Source organism: Vibrio sp. Vb1127, from assembly GCF_033338735.1.
In the GTDB taxonomy this organism is placed as follows: Bacteria; Pseudomonadota; Gammaproteobacteria; order Enterobacterales; family Vibrionaceae; genus Vibrio; species Vibrio alginolyticus.
Genome location: NZ_JAWOTF010000001.1, coordinates 368,544 through 384,046, shown reverse-complemented (window position 1 = coordinate 384,046; position 15,503 = coordinate 368,544). Strand labels below are relative to the sequence as shown.

Sequence of the window (15,503 nt, the reverse complement as noted above, 5' to 3'; positions counted from 1 at the left end):
GTTTTTATGAGTAACAATAAAAAACGGGCACGTACGTCTGCATGCCCGTTGAAATACATTACCTGATTGGTTGTTGATGATTTACAAGCTATACGGATCGCCTAGAGCCAATGCGACCCTAGAAGCAGGAGACTTTCCTAACGCACGGCAAATTTGCCAACCCGCTTCATTGATGACGCCAAGGTCAACGCCTGTTTCAATCCCAAGTTGCTCACACAGATAAAGTACATCTTCCGTTGCAACATTGCCACTGGCTCCTTTCGCGTAAGGGCAGCCGCCGAGCCCCGCTACTGCGCTATCAATGGTGTTGATGCCCATTAACAAGGCTTGGTAGATATTGGCTAATGCTTGTCCATAAGTGTCATGAAAATGTACTGCGAGCGCGTCTTTTGGCAGTAGCGTTAACAACGAATCCAGCATGGCGATAACGCGATTAGGCGTTGCTTTACCGACAGTATCACCGAGCGAAATCTCATAACATCCCATATCAAACAACGTATTGGCGACCTTGGTAGTTTGCTCTGGCTTGATTACTCCCTCATATGGACACACCATGGTACAAGACAAGTACCCGCGTACAGGAATGTTGTGCTGGTTCGCCAATTCGATAACGGGTTCAAATCGAGCGAGACTTTCGGTAATGCTGCAGTTGATGTTCTTCTGGCTGAACGTTTCTGAAGCGGAGCCAAACACCGCAATTCGCTTTACACCGCTTTCCAGCGCACGTTCTAACCCTGCGAGATTTGGTGTGAGCGCGCTATAAACCACTTCAGGCTTTTTTGAGATACCAGCAAACACCTGATCGGAATCGGCCATTTGAGGCACCCACCTTGGAGAGACGAAAGATCCCGCCTCAATATGCTTTAAGCCACTGCTGCTTAGTTGGTTAATCAAACGGATTTTATCAACCAGCGTCACTGCCGTTTCATTTTGCAGACCATCACGAGCGCCGACTTCGACGATATTAACCTTCGCTGGTAGCATATTCGCGCTCCTTATCTTCACTGACGTTATCCGATATCAAAGACAAATTCAGCAGTATGGAACCGTGCTGTACTTGGTCCCCGTGCTGATAAAACAATTCGCCGACTGTTGCTGCGACCGGAGCCGTGATGGTGTATTCCATTTTCATTGCTTCGAGTACCAAAAGCGGTTCGCCCGCCGCCACTTCGTCACCTTTAGCCACCATAACTGCTGAAATTATGCCGTTGAGTGGGGCGGTTGGACTTAGTTCATCATCTACATCTTTTGCAGAGCCAAAGTTAGGTTGATGAGCGAACGTGCGCTGCTGACCAAGATAAAATAGTGTTGTTCTTTGTTCATCGCTAAGTGCATTAAAGGTGTAACGCACATTATCAATATCGACGATAAACTGGTTGTCACTTTCAAGCAGGATGACCTGATGCAGCTCCTCACCACATCGGACAGTGAAGTGAGATCCTGTATCTTGCGATGATTGTTGCAAACGTGCCTGATGGTTGGCTTTGGCATCCGTGAAGTTAAATCGGTAAACGTTGTCAACTGACAGTCTAAAACCTCGTTTGGTTGGCGCGGGTAACGTTGAGCTGTCTGATTTTGAAATGAGATCATTCCAACGAGCAACCGCCGCCAATGTAAGCCAGATTGAATCCGACACGTCTTGCTGCTCATTTATGCCTTGTTGATGTGTTACGAGGAAACCTGTATCGAGCTCAATCTCGGCAAAGGTTGGCTGCGAAATAATGCTGTGCAGATAACCAATGTTTGTCGTTACTCCACGTACGTGATATTGAGTTAACGCCTGCTTAAGCTGCTTTAGCGCGATATCACGAGTTTGCCCCCAGACGATCAGTTTGCTGATCATTGGATCGTAATATTCGCTGATGCTATCGCCTTGGGTAACACCGCTATCAACTCGTACGTACGCTAGGCGCACATTACTGTCTGATACGGGTTCTTTTAAGTAGTCAATGCGGCCAGTCGACGGCATAAAGTCATTGTCTGTATCTTCTGCGTAAATTCGCAGCTCAATTGAATGGCCGTTGTGGGTGATTTCAGATTGCGAAATAGGTAAATGCTCGCCAGCTGCAACTTTGAATTGCCACTCCACCAAATCAACGCTGGTGATCAATTCAGTGACAGGGTGTTCAACTTGCAGACGGGTATTCATCTCCATGAAGTAGAATTGACCTCGGCTATCGAGTAAGAACTCCACCGTGCCCGCGCCAACATAGTCGATCGCTTGAGCGGCCTGAACCGCAGCTTCACCCATTTGTTTACGCAGTTCATCACTAAGACCGGGAGCTGGTGCTTCTTCCACAACTTTTTGGTGACGGCGTTGAATGGAGCAATCGCGATCAGAAAGATAGACACAGTTGCCATGTTGGTCAGCAAATACCTGAACTTCAACGTGGCGAGGCTGCAATATGCATTTTTCGATTAGAAGCTGCTTGTCGCCAAAGCTTGAAAGTGCTTCACGCTGCGCACCGTCGATGGCCAGCGGCATTTCGGCTGCGCTATTGACTACTCGCATGCCTTTACCGCCACCCCCTTGGGTTGCTTTAAGCATCACTGGGTAACCGATTTTTTCAGCTTCCGCTAATAAGTGCTCTACGCTGTTGTCTGTGCCGTGATAGCCGGGAACCAAGGGCACGTTCGCCTCAGACATGATGGCTTTGGCTTGCGACTTCGAACCCATTGCTTCAATTGCGCTGGTGGAAGGGCCAATAAAGGCGATGCCACTTTCGCTGCACGCTTTCGCCAGTTTCGGGTTCTCGGAAAGAAAACCATACCCAGGGTGGATAGCATCGGCTTGCCATTTTTTCGCAGCGCCGATAATCGCATCGATATCGAGATACGATTCACTCGCCGGAGCGGGGCCAATGAATTCAGCGAAATCCGCTTGTTTAACATGTAAGCTGCTGCGATCCGCTTCGGAATAGACGGCAACCGTCTCTATAGCCATGCTTTTTGCGGTTTTAATGATTCGGCAGGCAATTTCACCGCGGTTTGCGATCAGTATTCTTTTAAACATGATTCCTCCAATTGGCGGTGCGCTTTTCAAAAAATGCAGCTAGTCCTTCTTGTCCTTCGCTGGACACGCGAGCGGTTGCAATAGCTTGGCTGGTGTATTCAATTAATGAGTGATCGATAGGTTGATTGTCACAACGTAAGCAGAGTGCTTTTGCTGCCTGCGTGGCTTGTGGACTGTTGTTAAGCAGGTGATCAATGGTGCGATTGACGGCTTCACGTGGTTGAGCGTCTATCTGATGAAGAATACTCATCGATAGTGCGGTTTCGGCATCAATCAGTTCCGCGGTTAAAAAGTAGCGTCGGCTCTGTCTTTGTCCAATCGCTCGGATTACGTAAGGTCCGATGGTGGCGGGTAACAAACCGAGCTTCACTTCACTCAAACAGAAGCGGCTTTCAGGTGTACCAATAGCGATATCGCAGCAGCAGATAAGCCCAAGCGCGCCGCCAAATGCAGCGCCGTGCACCATAGCAATGGTTGGTTTGCTAAAGGTATCCAGCGTATGCAAAAGTTTTGCTAGTTGCTGTGCATCTTGCAGGTTTTCACCCTCGGTTTTGGTTGCCATTGACTGCATCCAGCCCAGATCTGCTCCCGCAGAAAAGTGTTTTCCCTGTGCAGTAAACACCAGTGCACGGAGAGAATCGTCCTTTTCGAGCTGTTCTAGTGTCTCAATTAGTGAGGCAATCAATGCGTCATTAAACGCGTTGTGTTTTTCTGGTCGATTGAGGCTCAACCAAGCAACGCCATTGCTGTCTTTTTCAAGCAGTAGTCCGGTCATGTGACTTCCTTTGTCTGACATTTCAGTCTGTATTCCAATGCTCGCTAACCGTTACTTGTATAAACATCGGTGTTTGCGAGGAGTTAAGGTTTGCCTTGCATCCGACTACATACGGAAGATGCCAAATTTGCTGTCTGGTATCGGCGCATTAAGCGCAGCAGACAGAGCAATGCCGACAACATCACGGGTTTTTGCAGGATCAATAATGCCATCGTCCCACAGGCGAGCACTGGCGTAATACGCATGGCTTTGAGTCTGATATTGCTCCGCAATTGGACGTTTGAACGCTTCTTCTTCCTCCGCGCTCCAGCTTTCACCTTTGCGAGTTTTGATATCGCGGGTCACTTGCGCCATCACGCCAGCCGCTTGCTCTCCACCCATGACGGAGATGCGCGCGTTTGGCCACATCCACATCATGGTTGGATCATAAGCGCGGCCACACATGCCGTAGTTTCCTGCGCCATACGATCCACCAATAACCACGGTAAACTTCGGCACGTCTGCACACGCAACAGCAGTTACCATTTTCGCACCATGTTTGGCGATGCCTTCGGCTTCGTACTTCTGACCGACCATAAAGCCCGTGATGTTCTGCAAGAAGAGCAGAGGAATTTTGCGTTGTGCGCACAGCTCAATAAAATGCGCGCCTTTTTGTGCTGATTCCGAAAATAGAATGCCGTTGTTAGCGACAATGCCAATCGGCATACCGTGAATATGGGCAAAGCCACAGACCAAGGTTTCGCCGAACAAGGCTTTAAATTCATCGAACTGGGAATCATCAACAATTCGGGCAATGACCTCTTTAACATCAAACGGCTTTTTAAGATCGGTTCCGACGATGCCGTACAGCTCTTGGGCAGGAAAACGTGGTTCCTGAGGTGCTTTTTGCTTGAGTTGAACGGGTTTCAAGTGGTTGATTTGTGAAACCGCTTGTCTTGCCAACTCTAACGCGTGGTGATCATTTTCTGCGTAATAGTCCGCCACACCAGAGGTGCGACAGTGAACGTCTGCGCCACCAAGATCTTCCGCGCTGACTTCTTCACCTGTCGCTGCTTTTACAAGAGGTGGACCTGCCAAGAAAATCGTACCTTGTTCTTTGACTATGATGGAAACATCACACATCGCAGGAATATAAGCGCCGCCAGCGGTACATAGCCCCATGACCACCGCAATTTGTGGAATGCCTTTGGCCGACATACGGGCTTGGTTGTAGAAAATACGGCCAAAATGGTCTTTATCTGGGAATACCTCATCTTGGCGGGGTAGGTTAGCGCCGCCAGAGTCGACTAAGTAAACACACGGCAGTTGGCATTTTTCTGCAATTTCTTGTGCTCTTAAGTGCTTTTTCACGGTGAGTGGGTAGTAACTGCCGCCTTTTACCGTCACGTCGTTCGCGACGATCATGCACTCATTGCCGTCAATTACACCCACACCGGCAACCACTCCAGCACATGGAACGTAATCTGGATACACATCCCAGCCAGCAAATTGACCAATTTCTAGAAAGGACGAACCAGGGTCGAGTAGGGCAAGAATGCGCTCACGTACCGGAAGTTTGCCTTTCTTCTGCTGATGCTCGCGGGCTTTCTCACCGCCACCATCTTCTATTTGGGCAGTCACGGTATAAAGTTGATCTACAAGTGACGCCATAGAGCGGTAGTTTTCCTGATACTGCTCTGAGTGGGTATTAATATTGGTCGTCAAACAAGCCATAAATAGCCGATCTCCATTCGGTAGACGGGTGACACCACCCGCCTTTATCTATGTTGAATAAGATTTAGGTTGAATAAGGAATTTATTTAGATTCAGAACGCCTAGGTATGTTGATTAGGCGCTTTCGTTAAACAATTCGCGACCAATAAGCATGCGGCGAATTTCTGAAGTGCCCGCACCGATTTCATACAGCTTGGCATCTCGCAACAAACGGCCCGTATCAAACTCGTTGATGTAGCCGTTACCGCCAAGTAGTTGAATCGCATCCAGTGCCATCTTGGTTGCCAGCTCTGCGCTGTAGAGGATCGCGCCAGCAGAATCTTTACGTGTGGTTTCACCACGATCACAAGCGGCAGCGACGGCGTAAACATACGCTTTAGCGGCATTCATTTGTGTGTACATATCCGCGATTTTTGCTTGAACTAGCTGGAATTCACCGATGGATTTACCGAACTGTTTACGGTCGTGAATGTAAGGCACAACGATATCCATACACGCCTGCATGATGCCAAGTGGGCCGCCTGCAAGCACCACACGCTCGTAGTCGAGGCCGCTCATCAATACTTTCACGCCTTGGTTTTCTTCGCCGAGAATATTTTCCGCAGGGACTTCGCAGTTTTGGAAGACCAGCTCACACGTATTCGAGCCGCGCATACCCAACTTGTCGAGTTTTTGTGCTTGAGTAAATCCAGGGAATCCGCGTTCCACAATAAATGCCGTGATGCCTTTGGAGTGCTGGCTTGGGTCGGTTTTTGCGTAGACAACATAGGTGTGTGCATCAGGGCCGTTGGTGATCCACATTTTGTTGCCGTTTAGCAGGAAAATATCGCCTTTACGTTCGGCTTTAAGCTGCATAGAGACCACATCAGAGCCGGCGCCGGGTTCACTCATAGCAAGGGCGCCGATATGTTCACCGGAGATGAGCTTAGGTAGGTATTTCTCTTTTTGCGCTTGTGTGCCGTTACGGTGGATTTGGTTGACGCAAAGGTTGGAGTGAGCGCCGTAACTTAACGCAACCGAAGCGGATGCTCGGCTGATTTCTTCCATAGCGATAACGTGGGCGAGATAGTCCATGCCTGCACCACCAAACTCTTCGCTGGTGGTCACACCTAAAAGACCCATGTCACCTAATTTGGACCAAAGATGGTTTGGAAAGTCGTTAGTTTGGTCGATAGATTGCGCTAGCGGCGCAATTTCTCTTGCAGCAAAACTATTGATTTGCTCGCGAAGCAAATCGGTATTTTCGTCATAAACAAAGTTCAGGGAAGAGTAGGTAGATTTCATTGCGTGTCCTTGCCTTTACGTCACCTACATCCCAGAGTTGAGGTGTTAGGTGACTTTTTCGCCTTTCATGGATCTCAGTGTGTTTTGGCATCGCAACTGCGCAGCATTTAACTCCATCATTACCGCTTGAATGTCGTTTGCTTGCTGTTGCAATGCTGCCTTCTTCTCTTCGATCAACCGAATCATATAGTTCAACTGCTCAGTACTTTGATCGGTATCGTAGAGTTCAAATAACTCTTTGATATCTGCAAGAGAAAAGCCCAATCGCTTACCTCGCAAAATCAGTTTTAGTCGAATTCGATCACGACCATTGTAGATTCGAGTGTTGCCTTTACGTTCTGGAGTTAGGAGACCTAAATCTTCGTAGAAGCGAATGCTTCGAGTAGTAATGTCGAACTCTTTCGCGAGCTCGCTGATCTTAAATGTGTTCATTCCTTAACCTTACGACTTTCGTATAACATTCACATGAATATACAATTCGTTAACGTTAAAGTAAACAAACAACATCCACTCTTGAGCCTTGATATCACTCGCATTTACTCAAAATCAAAGAGTCACTCGAACAAACAATAATCTCAAACTTGACGTTAACGTAAATGTTAGTATAGTTATGACGTAAACGTCAACAAAAGGTTAATGGAATGAAAAATGAAACATGGATTGTTGCCGCTAAGCGAACGCCTATCGGCTCTTTTCAAGGTGCATTAGCTTCAACAGATGTCACGGAACTCGGTGCGAAAGCCATTCAAGGGGCGCTAGCCGAAAGCCAACTCGATGTGCACAAAATAGACGAAGTGTTGATGGGGTGCGTTTTACCCGCCGGTGTGGGGCAAGCGCCTGCAAGACAAGCAAGCCTTAAAGCTGAAATGCCACAATCGATTGGTTGTACGACACTGAACAAAGTTTGTGGATCGGGTATGAAAACCGTGATGCTGGCATATGACCTTATTCAATCTGGTAATGCGCATGCTGTCATCGCTGGTGGCATGGAAAACATGTCGTCTTCTCCTTATCTATTAAAGAAAGCGCGTGATGGTTTCCGTTTAGGTCACGAGCAAGTGCTTGATCACATGTTTTATGACGGTTTGCAGGATGCCTACCAAGGCGAGCTGATGGGTGTCTTTGCAGAACAGACGGCGCAAAAGTATCAGTTCAGCCGTGAAAGTATGGATGCCTGGGCGCAGCAGTCGGTGACTCGTGCGCAGCAAGCAATCGAACAAGGTTTGTTCAAAGAAGAGATCGTGCCCGTTAACGTAAAAAGTCGACGCGGCGAAACCTTGGTTGTAGATGATGAGCAACCGAGCAAACTCGACGTCACTAAAATTCCTACCTTACGCCCTGCGTTTGCCAAAGATGGCGGCGTAACCGCAGCAAACTCTAGTTCCATTTCGGATGGTGCGTCGGCAATGATCTTAGTCGATAGTGAGTTTGGTCGTCAGGAAAACCTTCAGCCTCTAGCCAAAATTGTCGCGTACAGCACGCATGCAAGACAGCCTGATGAGTTCACCATCGCACCAGTCTTCGCGATTGAATCGCTGCTGGAAAAAACGGGCTGGGACAAATCAGACGTGGACCTTTGGGAAATCAATGAAGCTTTTGCTGTCGTGACTCAATACGCGGTGAAAGCTCTCGAACTGAACGAGAGCAAAGTGAACCCTCGCGGAGGGGCTTGTGCGCTGGGGCATCCAATAGGCGCAAGTGGCAATCGAATCCTTGTCACTTTGATTCATGCGCTAAAACAAACTGGTGGTAAGCGTGGCGTTGCATCGCTTTGTATTGGCGGCGGCGAAGCTACCGCTATCGCGATTGAAATCTGCTAAATCACTCTCAACAAAGTTTCACTTACATAACAGTAGTCAGTAACAAGCTGAAAAATACAAGGATGTCATCATGACAGAACAAGTAAAGCAGTATATCGGTGGTGAATTTGCCATCTCCGATTCAAAACAATGGCTAGATGTAACCAACCCGGCAACCAACGAAGTGATTGCACAAGTACCTTGTGCCACGGAATCGGAAATGAATGCGGCGATTGCCAGCGCAACAGAAACGTTCAAACGCTGGAAAGAAGTTGCAGCGCCGGAGCGTGCTAGATTGATGTTGCGCTACCAACATCTGTTAAAAGAGCAACACGATGAGTTGGCGATACTGCTTTCAAGTGAGACAGGCAAAACCCTCGCGGATGCAAAGGGTGACATTTGGCGCGGAATTGAAGTGGTAGAGCAAGCTGCAAACATTTGTAGCTCAATGATGGGCGAAACGGTTGAGAACGTCGCGACCAATATTGATGGTTACTCTTACATTCAACCGCTCGGCGTTTGTGCTGGCATTACACCGTTTAACTTCCCTGCGATGATCCCATTGTGGATGTTCCCGATGGCGATCGCTTGTGGCAACACCTTTGTTTTGAAGCCGTCAGAGCAAGTGCCACTAACGGCAATGAAACTGGCGGAGCTGTTTGAACAAGCTGGCGCACCAAAAGGCGTATTGCAAGTTGTTCACGGGACCAAAGAGCAAGTCGACCGCATTCTGACTGATCCAGTTGTTCGTGCGATCTCTTTTGTTGGCTCTGTGCCCGTTGGTGAGTACATCTACAAAACAGGTACAGACAACCTGAAACGCGTGCAGTCATTTGCAGGTGCTAAGAACCACATGGTCATCATGCCGGATGCAAACAAACAGCAAGTCATCAATAACCTAGTTGGCGCGTCAGTTGGTGCTGCAGGCCAACGCTGTATGGCTATTTCGGTTGCCGTATTTGTCGGCGAAACCAAAGAATGGATTCCAGAGCTTAAAGAGGCGTTAGCTCAGGTTCAGCCTGGCGCGTGGGATGATGAAACCGCTGGTTATGGTCCGCTGATTAGCCCTCAAGCGAAGCAGCGAGTGGTGAATCTGATTAATGAAGGCAAAGCGTCAGGCGCGAATTGTGTTCTGGACGGGACAGACTGCCAAGTGCCTGGCTTTCCGAACGGTAACTGGGTGGGGCCAACACTGTTTACCAACGTGACCACAGACATGTCGATTTATCAGGAAGAAATTTTCGGGCCTGTGCTGTTAACTATGGAAGTGGATGACCTAGATGAAGCGATTGAACTGATCAATGCAAACCGCTTTGGTAATGGTACGTCTATTTTTACGGCGAACGGCGCTGCCGCGAGAAAGTATCAACACAATATCGAAGTAGGTAACGTAGGCATCAACGTGCCGATTCCGGTGCCATTGCCATTTTTCTCATTTACTGGGTGGAAAGGCAGCTTCTACGGCGACCTGCATGCTTACGGTAAACAAGCGGTTCGCTTCTACACCGAGACGAAAACTGTCACCGCGCGTTGGTTTGAAGATGACATTCCAAGCGGTCCAAACATGACTATTCAACTTAGCTAATTACTGGATTAGCGACACCTCTAGCCAAGCCCTTCATCCTTTTAGAGGGCTTGGCTCGGATACAAATGCAACGAATTAGACCTTAGGACTTCAAGATGGATTTTGAATTAAACGAAGATCAACTCGCGTTTGCCGAAGTAGCAAAGCAGTTTGCAGACCAAATGTTAGCGCCGCACGCGGCCGAGTGGGATGAAAACCATCACTTCCCTAAAGATGTACTGCGTCAGGCGGGTGAGCTGGGCTTTTTGAGTATCTACACGCCACCAGAGCACGGTGGCTTGGGGTTATCTCGTTTGGATGCGGCGATCATTTTCGAGCAGTTGGCTATGGGTTGTACCGCGACTACTGCGTTTATGACCATTCACAACATGGCGACGTGGATGATCACCAGCTTTGCCAAAGCCGAAGTGGCGCAGCAATTTAGCGCGGATCTAATTTCGGGTGAAAAGCTCGCTTCCTACTGTTTAACCGAACCTAATGCCGGCTCTGACGCCGCTTCTCTAACGACTAGCGCAGTGCGTGATGGCGATGAGTTTGTTCTCAATGGCGCAAAAGTGTTTATCTCGGGTGCCGGTGATACAGATGTATTAGTCGTGATGGCGCGTTCCTGTGGTGAAGGAGCGAGTGGCGTTTCTGCATTCGTTGTTCCTGCTGATTGCGAAGGCATTAGCTACGGTAAAAAAGAAGCCAAAATGGGTTGGAACTGCCAGCCAACTCGCATGATTACCTTCGAAAATGTCCGCATTCCGGCTGACTATCTGTTGGGTGAAGAGGGAGAAGGCTTTAAGTTCGCCATGCTTGGCCTTGATGGTGGTCGAATCAATATCGCCACGTGTTCCGTCGGTACTGCGCAACAAGCACTGAACGAAGCCAAGCAATACATGAACGAACGCAAACAGTTCGGCCGTTCACTGGCGCAATTTCAAGCGTTGCAGTTCAAGCTTGCTGATATGGCGACTGAGCTGGTCGCTGCGCGTCAAATGGTGCGACTCGCTGCCGCTAAACTCGATGCCCAGCACGCAGAAAAAAGTGCGTACTGTGCCATGGCAAAACGCTTTGCTACTGATGTGGGCTTTAAAGTCTGCGATCAGGCGCTGCAAATTCACGGTGGCTATGGCTACATCAAAGAATATCCAGTCGAGCGCCATTTCCGAGACGTTCGTGTTCACCAAATCCTTGAAGGTACCAACGAAATCATGCGTCTGATCGTCGCAAGACGATTACTAACGGAAGGCGTTGAGCTGCTTTAGTCAGCGAGACACAGCCTTACCTAAAGAAATTAAAAAGGACTGAAAGATTATGACGGCACAAATCAAACTAGAGCGTGAAGCGCACATTGCCAAGCTCACGATTAGTAACCCGCCAGCAAACACCTGGACGCTTGAATCTTTGAATCAGCTAAAAGAGTTGGCGATTGAACTCAGTAATGATCGCTCCATTTATGCGTTGGTATTAACAGGCGAAGGCGAGAAATTCTTCTCTGCTGGAGCAGATCTTAATAACTTTGCATCGGGTGATAAATCACAAGCAGCAGACATGGCGTTCGCATTTGGTGAAGCGTTTGAAGCGCTTTCTGCATTCGATGGGGTTTCTATCGCAGCGATTAATGGCTATGCGATGGGCGGCGGTCTGGAAGTGGCGATGGCGTGTGACATTCGTATCGCAGAAGAACAAGTACAAATGGCACTTCCTGAAGCATCGGTAGGTTTGTTGCCGTGTGCGGGAGGGACGCAAAACCTGACCGCGTTGGTAGGTGAAGGTTGGGCGAAGCGTATGATCCTGTGTGGCGAGCGTGTGACGGCCGAGCGAGCGGAAAAAATTGGTTTAGTCGAAGAGGTGGTGGCGAAAGGTCAAGCACTCGAAGCGGCTATGGAGCTAGCACAGCGTGTTGCGGGCCAATCACCGAAATCCATTTCTGCGTGCAAAACGCTCATTCAAGGTCGACGCAGCCAAACTCACGCAGCTGGATTGGTTTTAGAGCGTGAACTGTTTTTACAGCTGTTCAATACACAAGATCAGACTGAGGGTGTGAATGCGTTTTTGCAAAAGCGCAAGCCACAATGGACAAACAGCTAGCGGAGGCCAAATGACAGGTACAGTAAATGTTTCAAAGCTTACGTGCGCTGATGGCTCTGTTATTGGTGTGCTGGAGCTTGATAATCCAGCTGCTCTCAACGCGTTGAGTTACGTGATGATTGAGAAGTTGTACAAACAGCTTAGTGAATGGCAAACGGACGACAGCGTCGTCGCGGTATTCTTGCATGCTCAAGGTGAAAAAGCGTTTTGTGCTGGTGGCGATATTCAAGCGATCTACCGTGCACTTGAAAACAAAGAGCAAGATTTTGATTCTGCGTTTTCAGCGATGGAAACCTTCTTTGACCTCGAATATCGCTGTGATCATCTTATTCATACTTATCCAAAACCGATCATCGCGTGGGGACATGGTTATTTGATGGGCGGCGGTGTGGGATTATTTATGGGTGCTAGCCATCGCGTTGCAGAAACGACCACACGCTTTGCAATGCCAGAGATTAAAATTGGCCTTTACCCAGATGTAGGTGCGACGTACTTCCTAAACCAGTTGCCAAAACATTTGGCACTGTTCTTAAGTTTGACTGCTTGTCAAATTAACGCAACAGATATGAAAGCGTTGGGGTTAAGCCAATGGATTGCACAGCCAGAAAACAAGCAAGTGCTGCTGGATCTGCTTGCATCGGTAAGTTGGAAAGGTGAAGCGAACATCAACGAAAAAATCGCCACTACGCTGCGTTCGGTACACGTGGACGAGCCAACCGAAGGGATGTTGATGCCCTATGCGGAATTGATTGAGCAGTTATGTTCGGGTGACTTAGCGTCAATTGTTGATTCAATCAGCCGTGCTAACGTTGATAACAAGTGGTTCGTCAATGCGCAGAAGTCACTGAACTATGGCAGTCCGTTGTCGCTCAGTATCACTTATCAGCAGTTAACGCAGTATCAAAACCTCTCTTTGAAAGCGTGTTTTGATATGGAATTTAACCTAACACTACGTTGTGGCTTAGAAGGTGATTTTAGAGAAGGGGTTCGTGCGCTGATTATTGATAAAACCAATCAACCGACTTGGCAACATCGCACGGTTTCTGACGTAACGCCACAAGTTTTGGAGCGCTTCTTCTCGCCAATTGACTCAGCAGAATACCCACTGACCGCATCGTCGGTAGCTATAGTGGCACTTTAGTACAAGGAAGAAATACGATATGGACAAAATTGCATTTATTGGCCTTGGTAACATGGGTGCGCCTATGGCTAAGAATCTACTCAAAGCGGGCTTGAATGTCGAAGTATTTGATTTGAACCCAAGCGCAGTTGAGGAGTTGACCGCATTGGGCGCTTCAAGTGCCGATTCCGTTCAGCAGGCAGTACAAGGTGTGGAGGTGGTTGTCACTATGCTGCCAGCGAGCCAACACGTTCAAAGCGTTTATCTTGGTCAAGATGGCATCTTAGATAGCGTCGAATCAGGCACCTTGCTGATTGATTCATCCACCATCGATCCGGCGACTGCTCGTTTGGTTGGCGAAAAAGCATCGCAACTTGGTATCAGTTTTGTTGATGCACCAGTATCTGGTGGCGTTGCGGGCGCAGCAGCAGGTACGTTAACTTTCATTGTTGGCGGCTCACAAGAGAACTTTGTTCAAGCCAAAGCGGTGCTTAGCCACATGGGTAAAAACATCTTCCATGCGGGCGATGTTGGAGCTGGTCAGGTCGCGAAGATCTGCAATAACATGATGTTGGGCATTTTGATGAGCGGCACCTGTGAAGCACTCAATTTAGGGATGGAAAACGGACTCGATCCCAAAGTGCTTTCCGACATCATGTTGCAAAGTTCAGGGCGTAACTGGGCGCTAGAGCTTTATAACCCTTGTCCAGGTGTGATGGAAAATACGCCTGCAAGCAATGGTTATCAAGGCGGCTTTATGAGCCAGTTAATGGCTAAAGATCTGGGTCTTGCGATGGAAGCGGCGGTTGCCAGTCAAACATCAACGCCAATGGGCAGCTTGGCTCGTAACCTGTTTAATTTTCACAACGGTCAGGGCAACGGGCAAAAAGATTTCTCAAGCTTGTTTGAGTTCTACCAAAAGCAAAATCAGGCCTAAGGAGTGCGTATGGATCTAGCAAATAAGGTTATTGCGATCACGGGGGCAGGGCAGGGGCTGGGTAAACAAATGGCACTGTCACTGGCGGAAAATGGCGTTCATCTTGCGCTTATCGACCTCAATTCAGAGCAACTGGCTGAAACGAAAGCGGAATGTGAATCTCTCGGCGTTACCGCTCGTTTTTATGTGACGAACGTGACTGACGAACAGCAGGTATGCACTGCTTTTGAGCAAATTGAGGTAGATTTCAAGCAGCTCAATGGCGTTATCAATAACGCAGGTATTATGCGTGATGGTATGTTCATTAAAGTCAAAGATGGTCAGGTTAACACGATGTCGCTGGAACAATTTCAGTCTGTTCTAGATGTGAATGTAACAGGCACTTTCCTGTGTGGCCGTGAAGCGAGCAAGGTAATGCTGAACACCGATAGCAAAGGGGTTCTGATCAACATATCCAGCGTTGCGCGTGCCGGGAATATTGGTCAAACCAACTATTCAGCATCTAAAGCGGCGGTAGCCACCATGGCAACGGTGTGGGCGAAAGAGTTAGGGCGTTTCGGAATTCGCTCAGTGGCGATTGCTCCGGGTGTCATCAAAACTGCCATGACAGACCAAATAAAACCTGAAGCGATGGAACGTTTAATCGGAATGATTCCGGTTGGACGTTTAGGTTTGGCGGATGAAATTTCATCGACCATAAAATACGTGTTAACCAACGAATTCGTGACCGGAAGAGTGTTCGAAGTCGATGGCGGAATGCGAATGTAACCCCTTCTGCAACATAAAAAAGGGGAGCGAGTTTGATTGTCCGCTTCCTTCCATTTTCTCCTTTCTTTTATTGCTTCTATCTGAAAAATGTATTGGATGCATGGTCGACTGCTATCTCATCGAACGGTATAAAAATTGATTCTATTTCTAATGTGAATGGTTAGTTCTATATTGCTTGTCATGTAAATGTATCAACTCACAACTAAGACGATCTTTTGTCTCACTAACGAGATCGTCATTCTTGGTGTGTAAAAAACATTCTTATTGGTCATATTGTAACCGAAAACTATTTCGGCATCTAAAGATGGTGATTTATTATTCAGCGCAAAATACATGGGAATATGAGGCTGACTGAATAACCTTCAGTTGTCTTAATAATAAATAATCAGAATTCTCAATTACACTGAAGTAACTACCCATTAGGGAAGAGCAA

13 protein-coding genes are annotated in these 15,503 nt (G+C 48.0%); 7 read left to right on the top strand and 6 right to left on the bottom strand.

Annotation, left to right across the window (positions count from 1 at the left end):
* Positions 1 to 81: 81 nt before the first annotated feature.
* The 6 genes from R7H07_RS01675 to R7H07_RS01650 form a co-directional block, all read right to left on the bottom strand.
* Positions 82 to 984: a hydroxymethylglutaryl-CoA lyase gene (locus tag R7H07_RS01675; protein WP_062731026.1), complete on the bottom strand. Its 903-nt coding sequence runs from the start codon at positions 982 to 984 to the stop codon at positions 82 to 84.
* Positions 965 to 3,013 carry an acetyl/propionyl/methylcrotonyl-CoA carboxylase subunit alpha gene (locus tag R7H07_RS01670; protein WP_062731025.1) on the bottom strand — a complete coding sequence of 683 codons (2,049 nt, stop codon included), beginning with the start codon at positions 3,011 to 3,013 and terminating at the stop codon, positions 965 to 967. Before R7H07_RS01670 ends, R7H07_RS01675 begins: the two co-directional genes overlap by 20 nt.
* Positions 3,006 to 3,788: an enoyl-CoA hydratase-related protein gene (locus R7H07_RS01665; protein ID WP_206958786.1), complete on the bottom strand. Its 783-nt coding sequence runs from the start codon at positions 3,786 to 3,788 to the stop codon at positions 3,006 to 3,008. Before R7H07_RS01665 ends, R7H07_RS01670 begins: the two co-directional genes overlap by 8 nt.
* A gap of 105 nt (positions 3,789 to 3,893) precedes the next feature.
* Positions 3,894 to 5,501: a carboxyl transferase domain-containing protein gene (locus R7H07_RS01660; RefSeq protein WP_062731023.1), complete on the bottom strand. Its 1,608-nt coding sequence runs from the start codon at positions 5,499 to 5,501 to the stop codon at positions 3,894 to 3,896.
* A 114-nt stretch (positions 5,502 to 5,615) separates the two neighbouring features.
* Positions 5,616 to 6,785 (bottom strand): isovaleryl-CoA dehydrogenase, encoded by a 1,170-nt coding sequence (locus R7H07_RS01655; RefSeq protein WP_206958788.1) that lies wholly within the window; start codon positions 6,783 to 6,785, stop codon positions 5,616 to 5,618.
* Positions 6,786 to 6,830: 45 nt separating this feature from the next.
* Entirely contained in the window at positions 6,831 to 7,217 is a 387-nt protein-coding gene (locus tag R7H07_RS01650; RefSeq protein WP_005373242.1) for a MerR family transcriptional regulator, read from the bottom strand.
* A gap of 209 nt (positions 7,218 to 7,426) precedes the next feature.
* Between R7H07_RS01650 and R7H07_RS01645 the strand changes: the two genes are divergently transcribed.
* From R7H07_RS01645 to R7H07_RS01615, 7 genes are all read left to right on the top strand, one after another.
* Positions 7,427 to 8,605 carry a thiolase family protein gene (locus R7H07_RS01645; RefSeq protein WP_033906446.1) on the top strand — a complete coding sequence of 393 codons (1,179 nt, stop codon included), beginning with the start codon at positions 7,427 to 7,429 and terminating at the stop codon, positions 8,603 to 8,605.
* A gap of 70 nt (positions 8,606 to 8,675) precedes the next feature.
* Positions 8,676 to 10,169 carry a CoA-acylating methylmalonate-semialdehyde dehydrogenase gene (locus R7H07_RS01640; protein WP_053304725.1) on the top strand — a complete coding sequence of 498 codons (1,494 nt, stop codon included), beginning with the start codon at positions 8,676 to 8,678 and terminating at the stop codon, positions 10,167 to 10,169.
* A gap of 95 nt (positions 10,170 to 10,264) precedes the next feature.
* Entirely contained in the window at positions 10,265 to 11,419 is a 1,155-nt protein-coding gene (locus tag R7H07_RS01635) for an acyl-CoA dehydrogenase family protein (protein ID WP_006741037.1), read from the top strand.
* Between the two features lie 49 nt (positions 11,420 to 11,468).
* Positions 11,469 to 12,245, top strand: coding sequence for an enoyl-CoA hydratase (locus R7H07_RS01630; protein WP_053809174.1), 777 nt, complete (start codon positions 11,469 to 11,471; stop codon positions 12,243 to 12,245).
* Between the two features lie 10 nt (positions 12,246 to 12,255).
* Complete coding sequence (locus tag R7H07_RS01625; protein ID WP_206958790.1) at positions 12,256 to 13,386, top strand: enoyl-CoA hydratase/isomerase family protein; 1,131 nt, start codon at positions 12,256 to 12,258, stop codon at positions 13,384 to 13,386.
* A gap of 19 nt (positions 13,387 to 13,405) precedes the next feature.
* Positions 13,406 to 14,302 carry a 3-hydroxyisobutyrate dehydrogenase gene (mmsB, locus tag R7H07_RS01620; protein WP_053349198.1) on the top strand — a complete coding sequence of 299 codons (897 nt, stop codon included), beginning with the start codon at positions 13,406 to 13,408 and terminating at the stop codon, positions 14,300 to 14,302.
* A 9-nt stretch (positions 14,303 to 14,311) separates the two neighbouring features.
* Positions 14,312 to 15,070: an SDR family oxidoreductase gene (locus tag R7H07_RS01615; protein ID WP_151515661.1), complete on the top strand. Its 759-nt coding sequence runs from the start codon at positions 14,312 to 14,314 to the stop codon at positions 15,068 to 15,070.
* Positions 15,071 to 15,503 lie beyond the last annotated feature (433 nt).

Bases quoted from the DNA above. Each gene is read 5' to 3' on its own strand.
- R7H07_RS01675 (WP_062731026.1), bottom strand. From the start codon at position 984: ATGCTACCAGCGAAGGTTAATATCGTCGAAGTCGGCGCTCGTGATGGT.
- R7H07_RS01670 (WP_062731025.1), bottom strand. From the start codon at position 3,013: ATGTTTAAAAGAATACTGATCGCAAACCGCGGTGAAATTGCCTGCCGA.
- R7H07_RS01665 (WP_206958786.1), bottom strand. From the start codon at position 3,788: ATGACCGGACTACTGCTTGAAAAAGACAGCAATGGCGTTGCTTGGTTG.
- R7H07_RS01660 (WP_062731023.1), bottom strand. From the start codon at position 5,501: ATGGCTTGTTTGACGACCAATATTAATACCCACTCAGAGCAGTATCAG.
- R7H07_RS01655 (WP_206958788.1), bottom strand. From the start codon at position 6,785: ATGAAATCTACCTACTCTTCCCTGAACTTTGTTTATGACGAAAATACC.
- R7H07_RS01650 (WP_005373242.1), bottom strand. From the start codon at position 7,217: ATGAACACATTTAAGATCAGCGAGCTCGCGAAAGAGTTCGACATTACT.
- R7H07_RS01645 (WP_033906446.1), top strand. From the start codon at position 7,427: ATGAAAAATGAAACATGGATTGTTGCCGCTAAGCGAACGCCTATCGGC.
- R7H07_RS01640 (WP_053304725.1), top strand. From the start codon at position 8,676: ATGACAGAACAAGTAAAGCAGTATATCGGTGGTGAATTTGCCATCTCC.
- R7H07_RS01635 (WP_006741037.1), top strand. From the start codon at position 10,265: ATGGATTTTGAATTAAACGAAGATCAACTCGCGTTTGCCGAAGTAGCA.
- R7H07_RS01630 (WP_053809174.1), top strand. From the start codon at position 11,469: ATGACGGCACAAATCAAACTAGAGCGTGAAGCGCACATTGCCAAGCTC.
- R7H07_RS01625 (WP_206958790.1), top strand. From the start codon at position 12,256: ATGACAGGTACAGTAAATGTTTCAAAGCTTACGTGCGCTGATGGCTCT.
- mmsB (WP_053349198.1), top strand. From the start codon at position 13,406: ATGGACAAAATTGCATTTATTGGCCTTGGTAACATGGGTGCGCCTATG.
- R7H07_RS01615 (WP_151515661.1), top strand. From the start codon at position 14,312: ATGGATCTAGCAAATAAGGTTATTGCGATCACGGGGGCAGGGCAGGGG.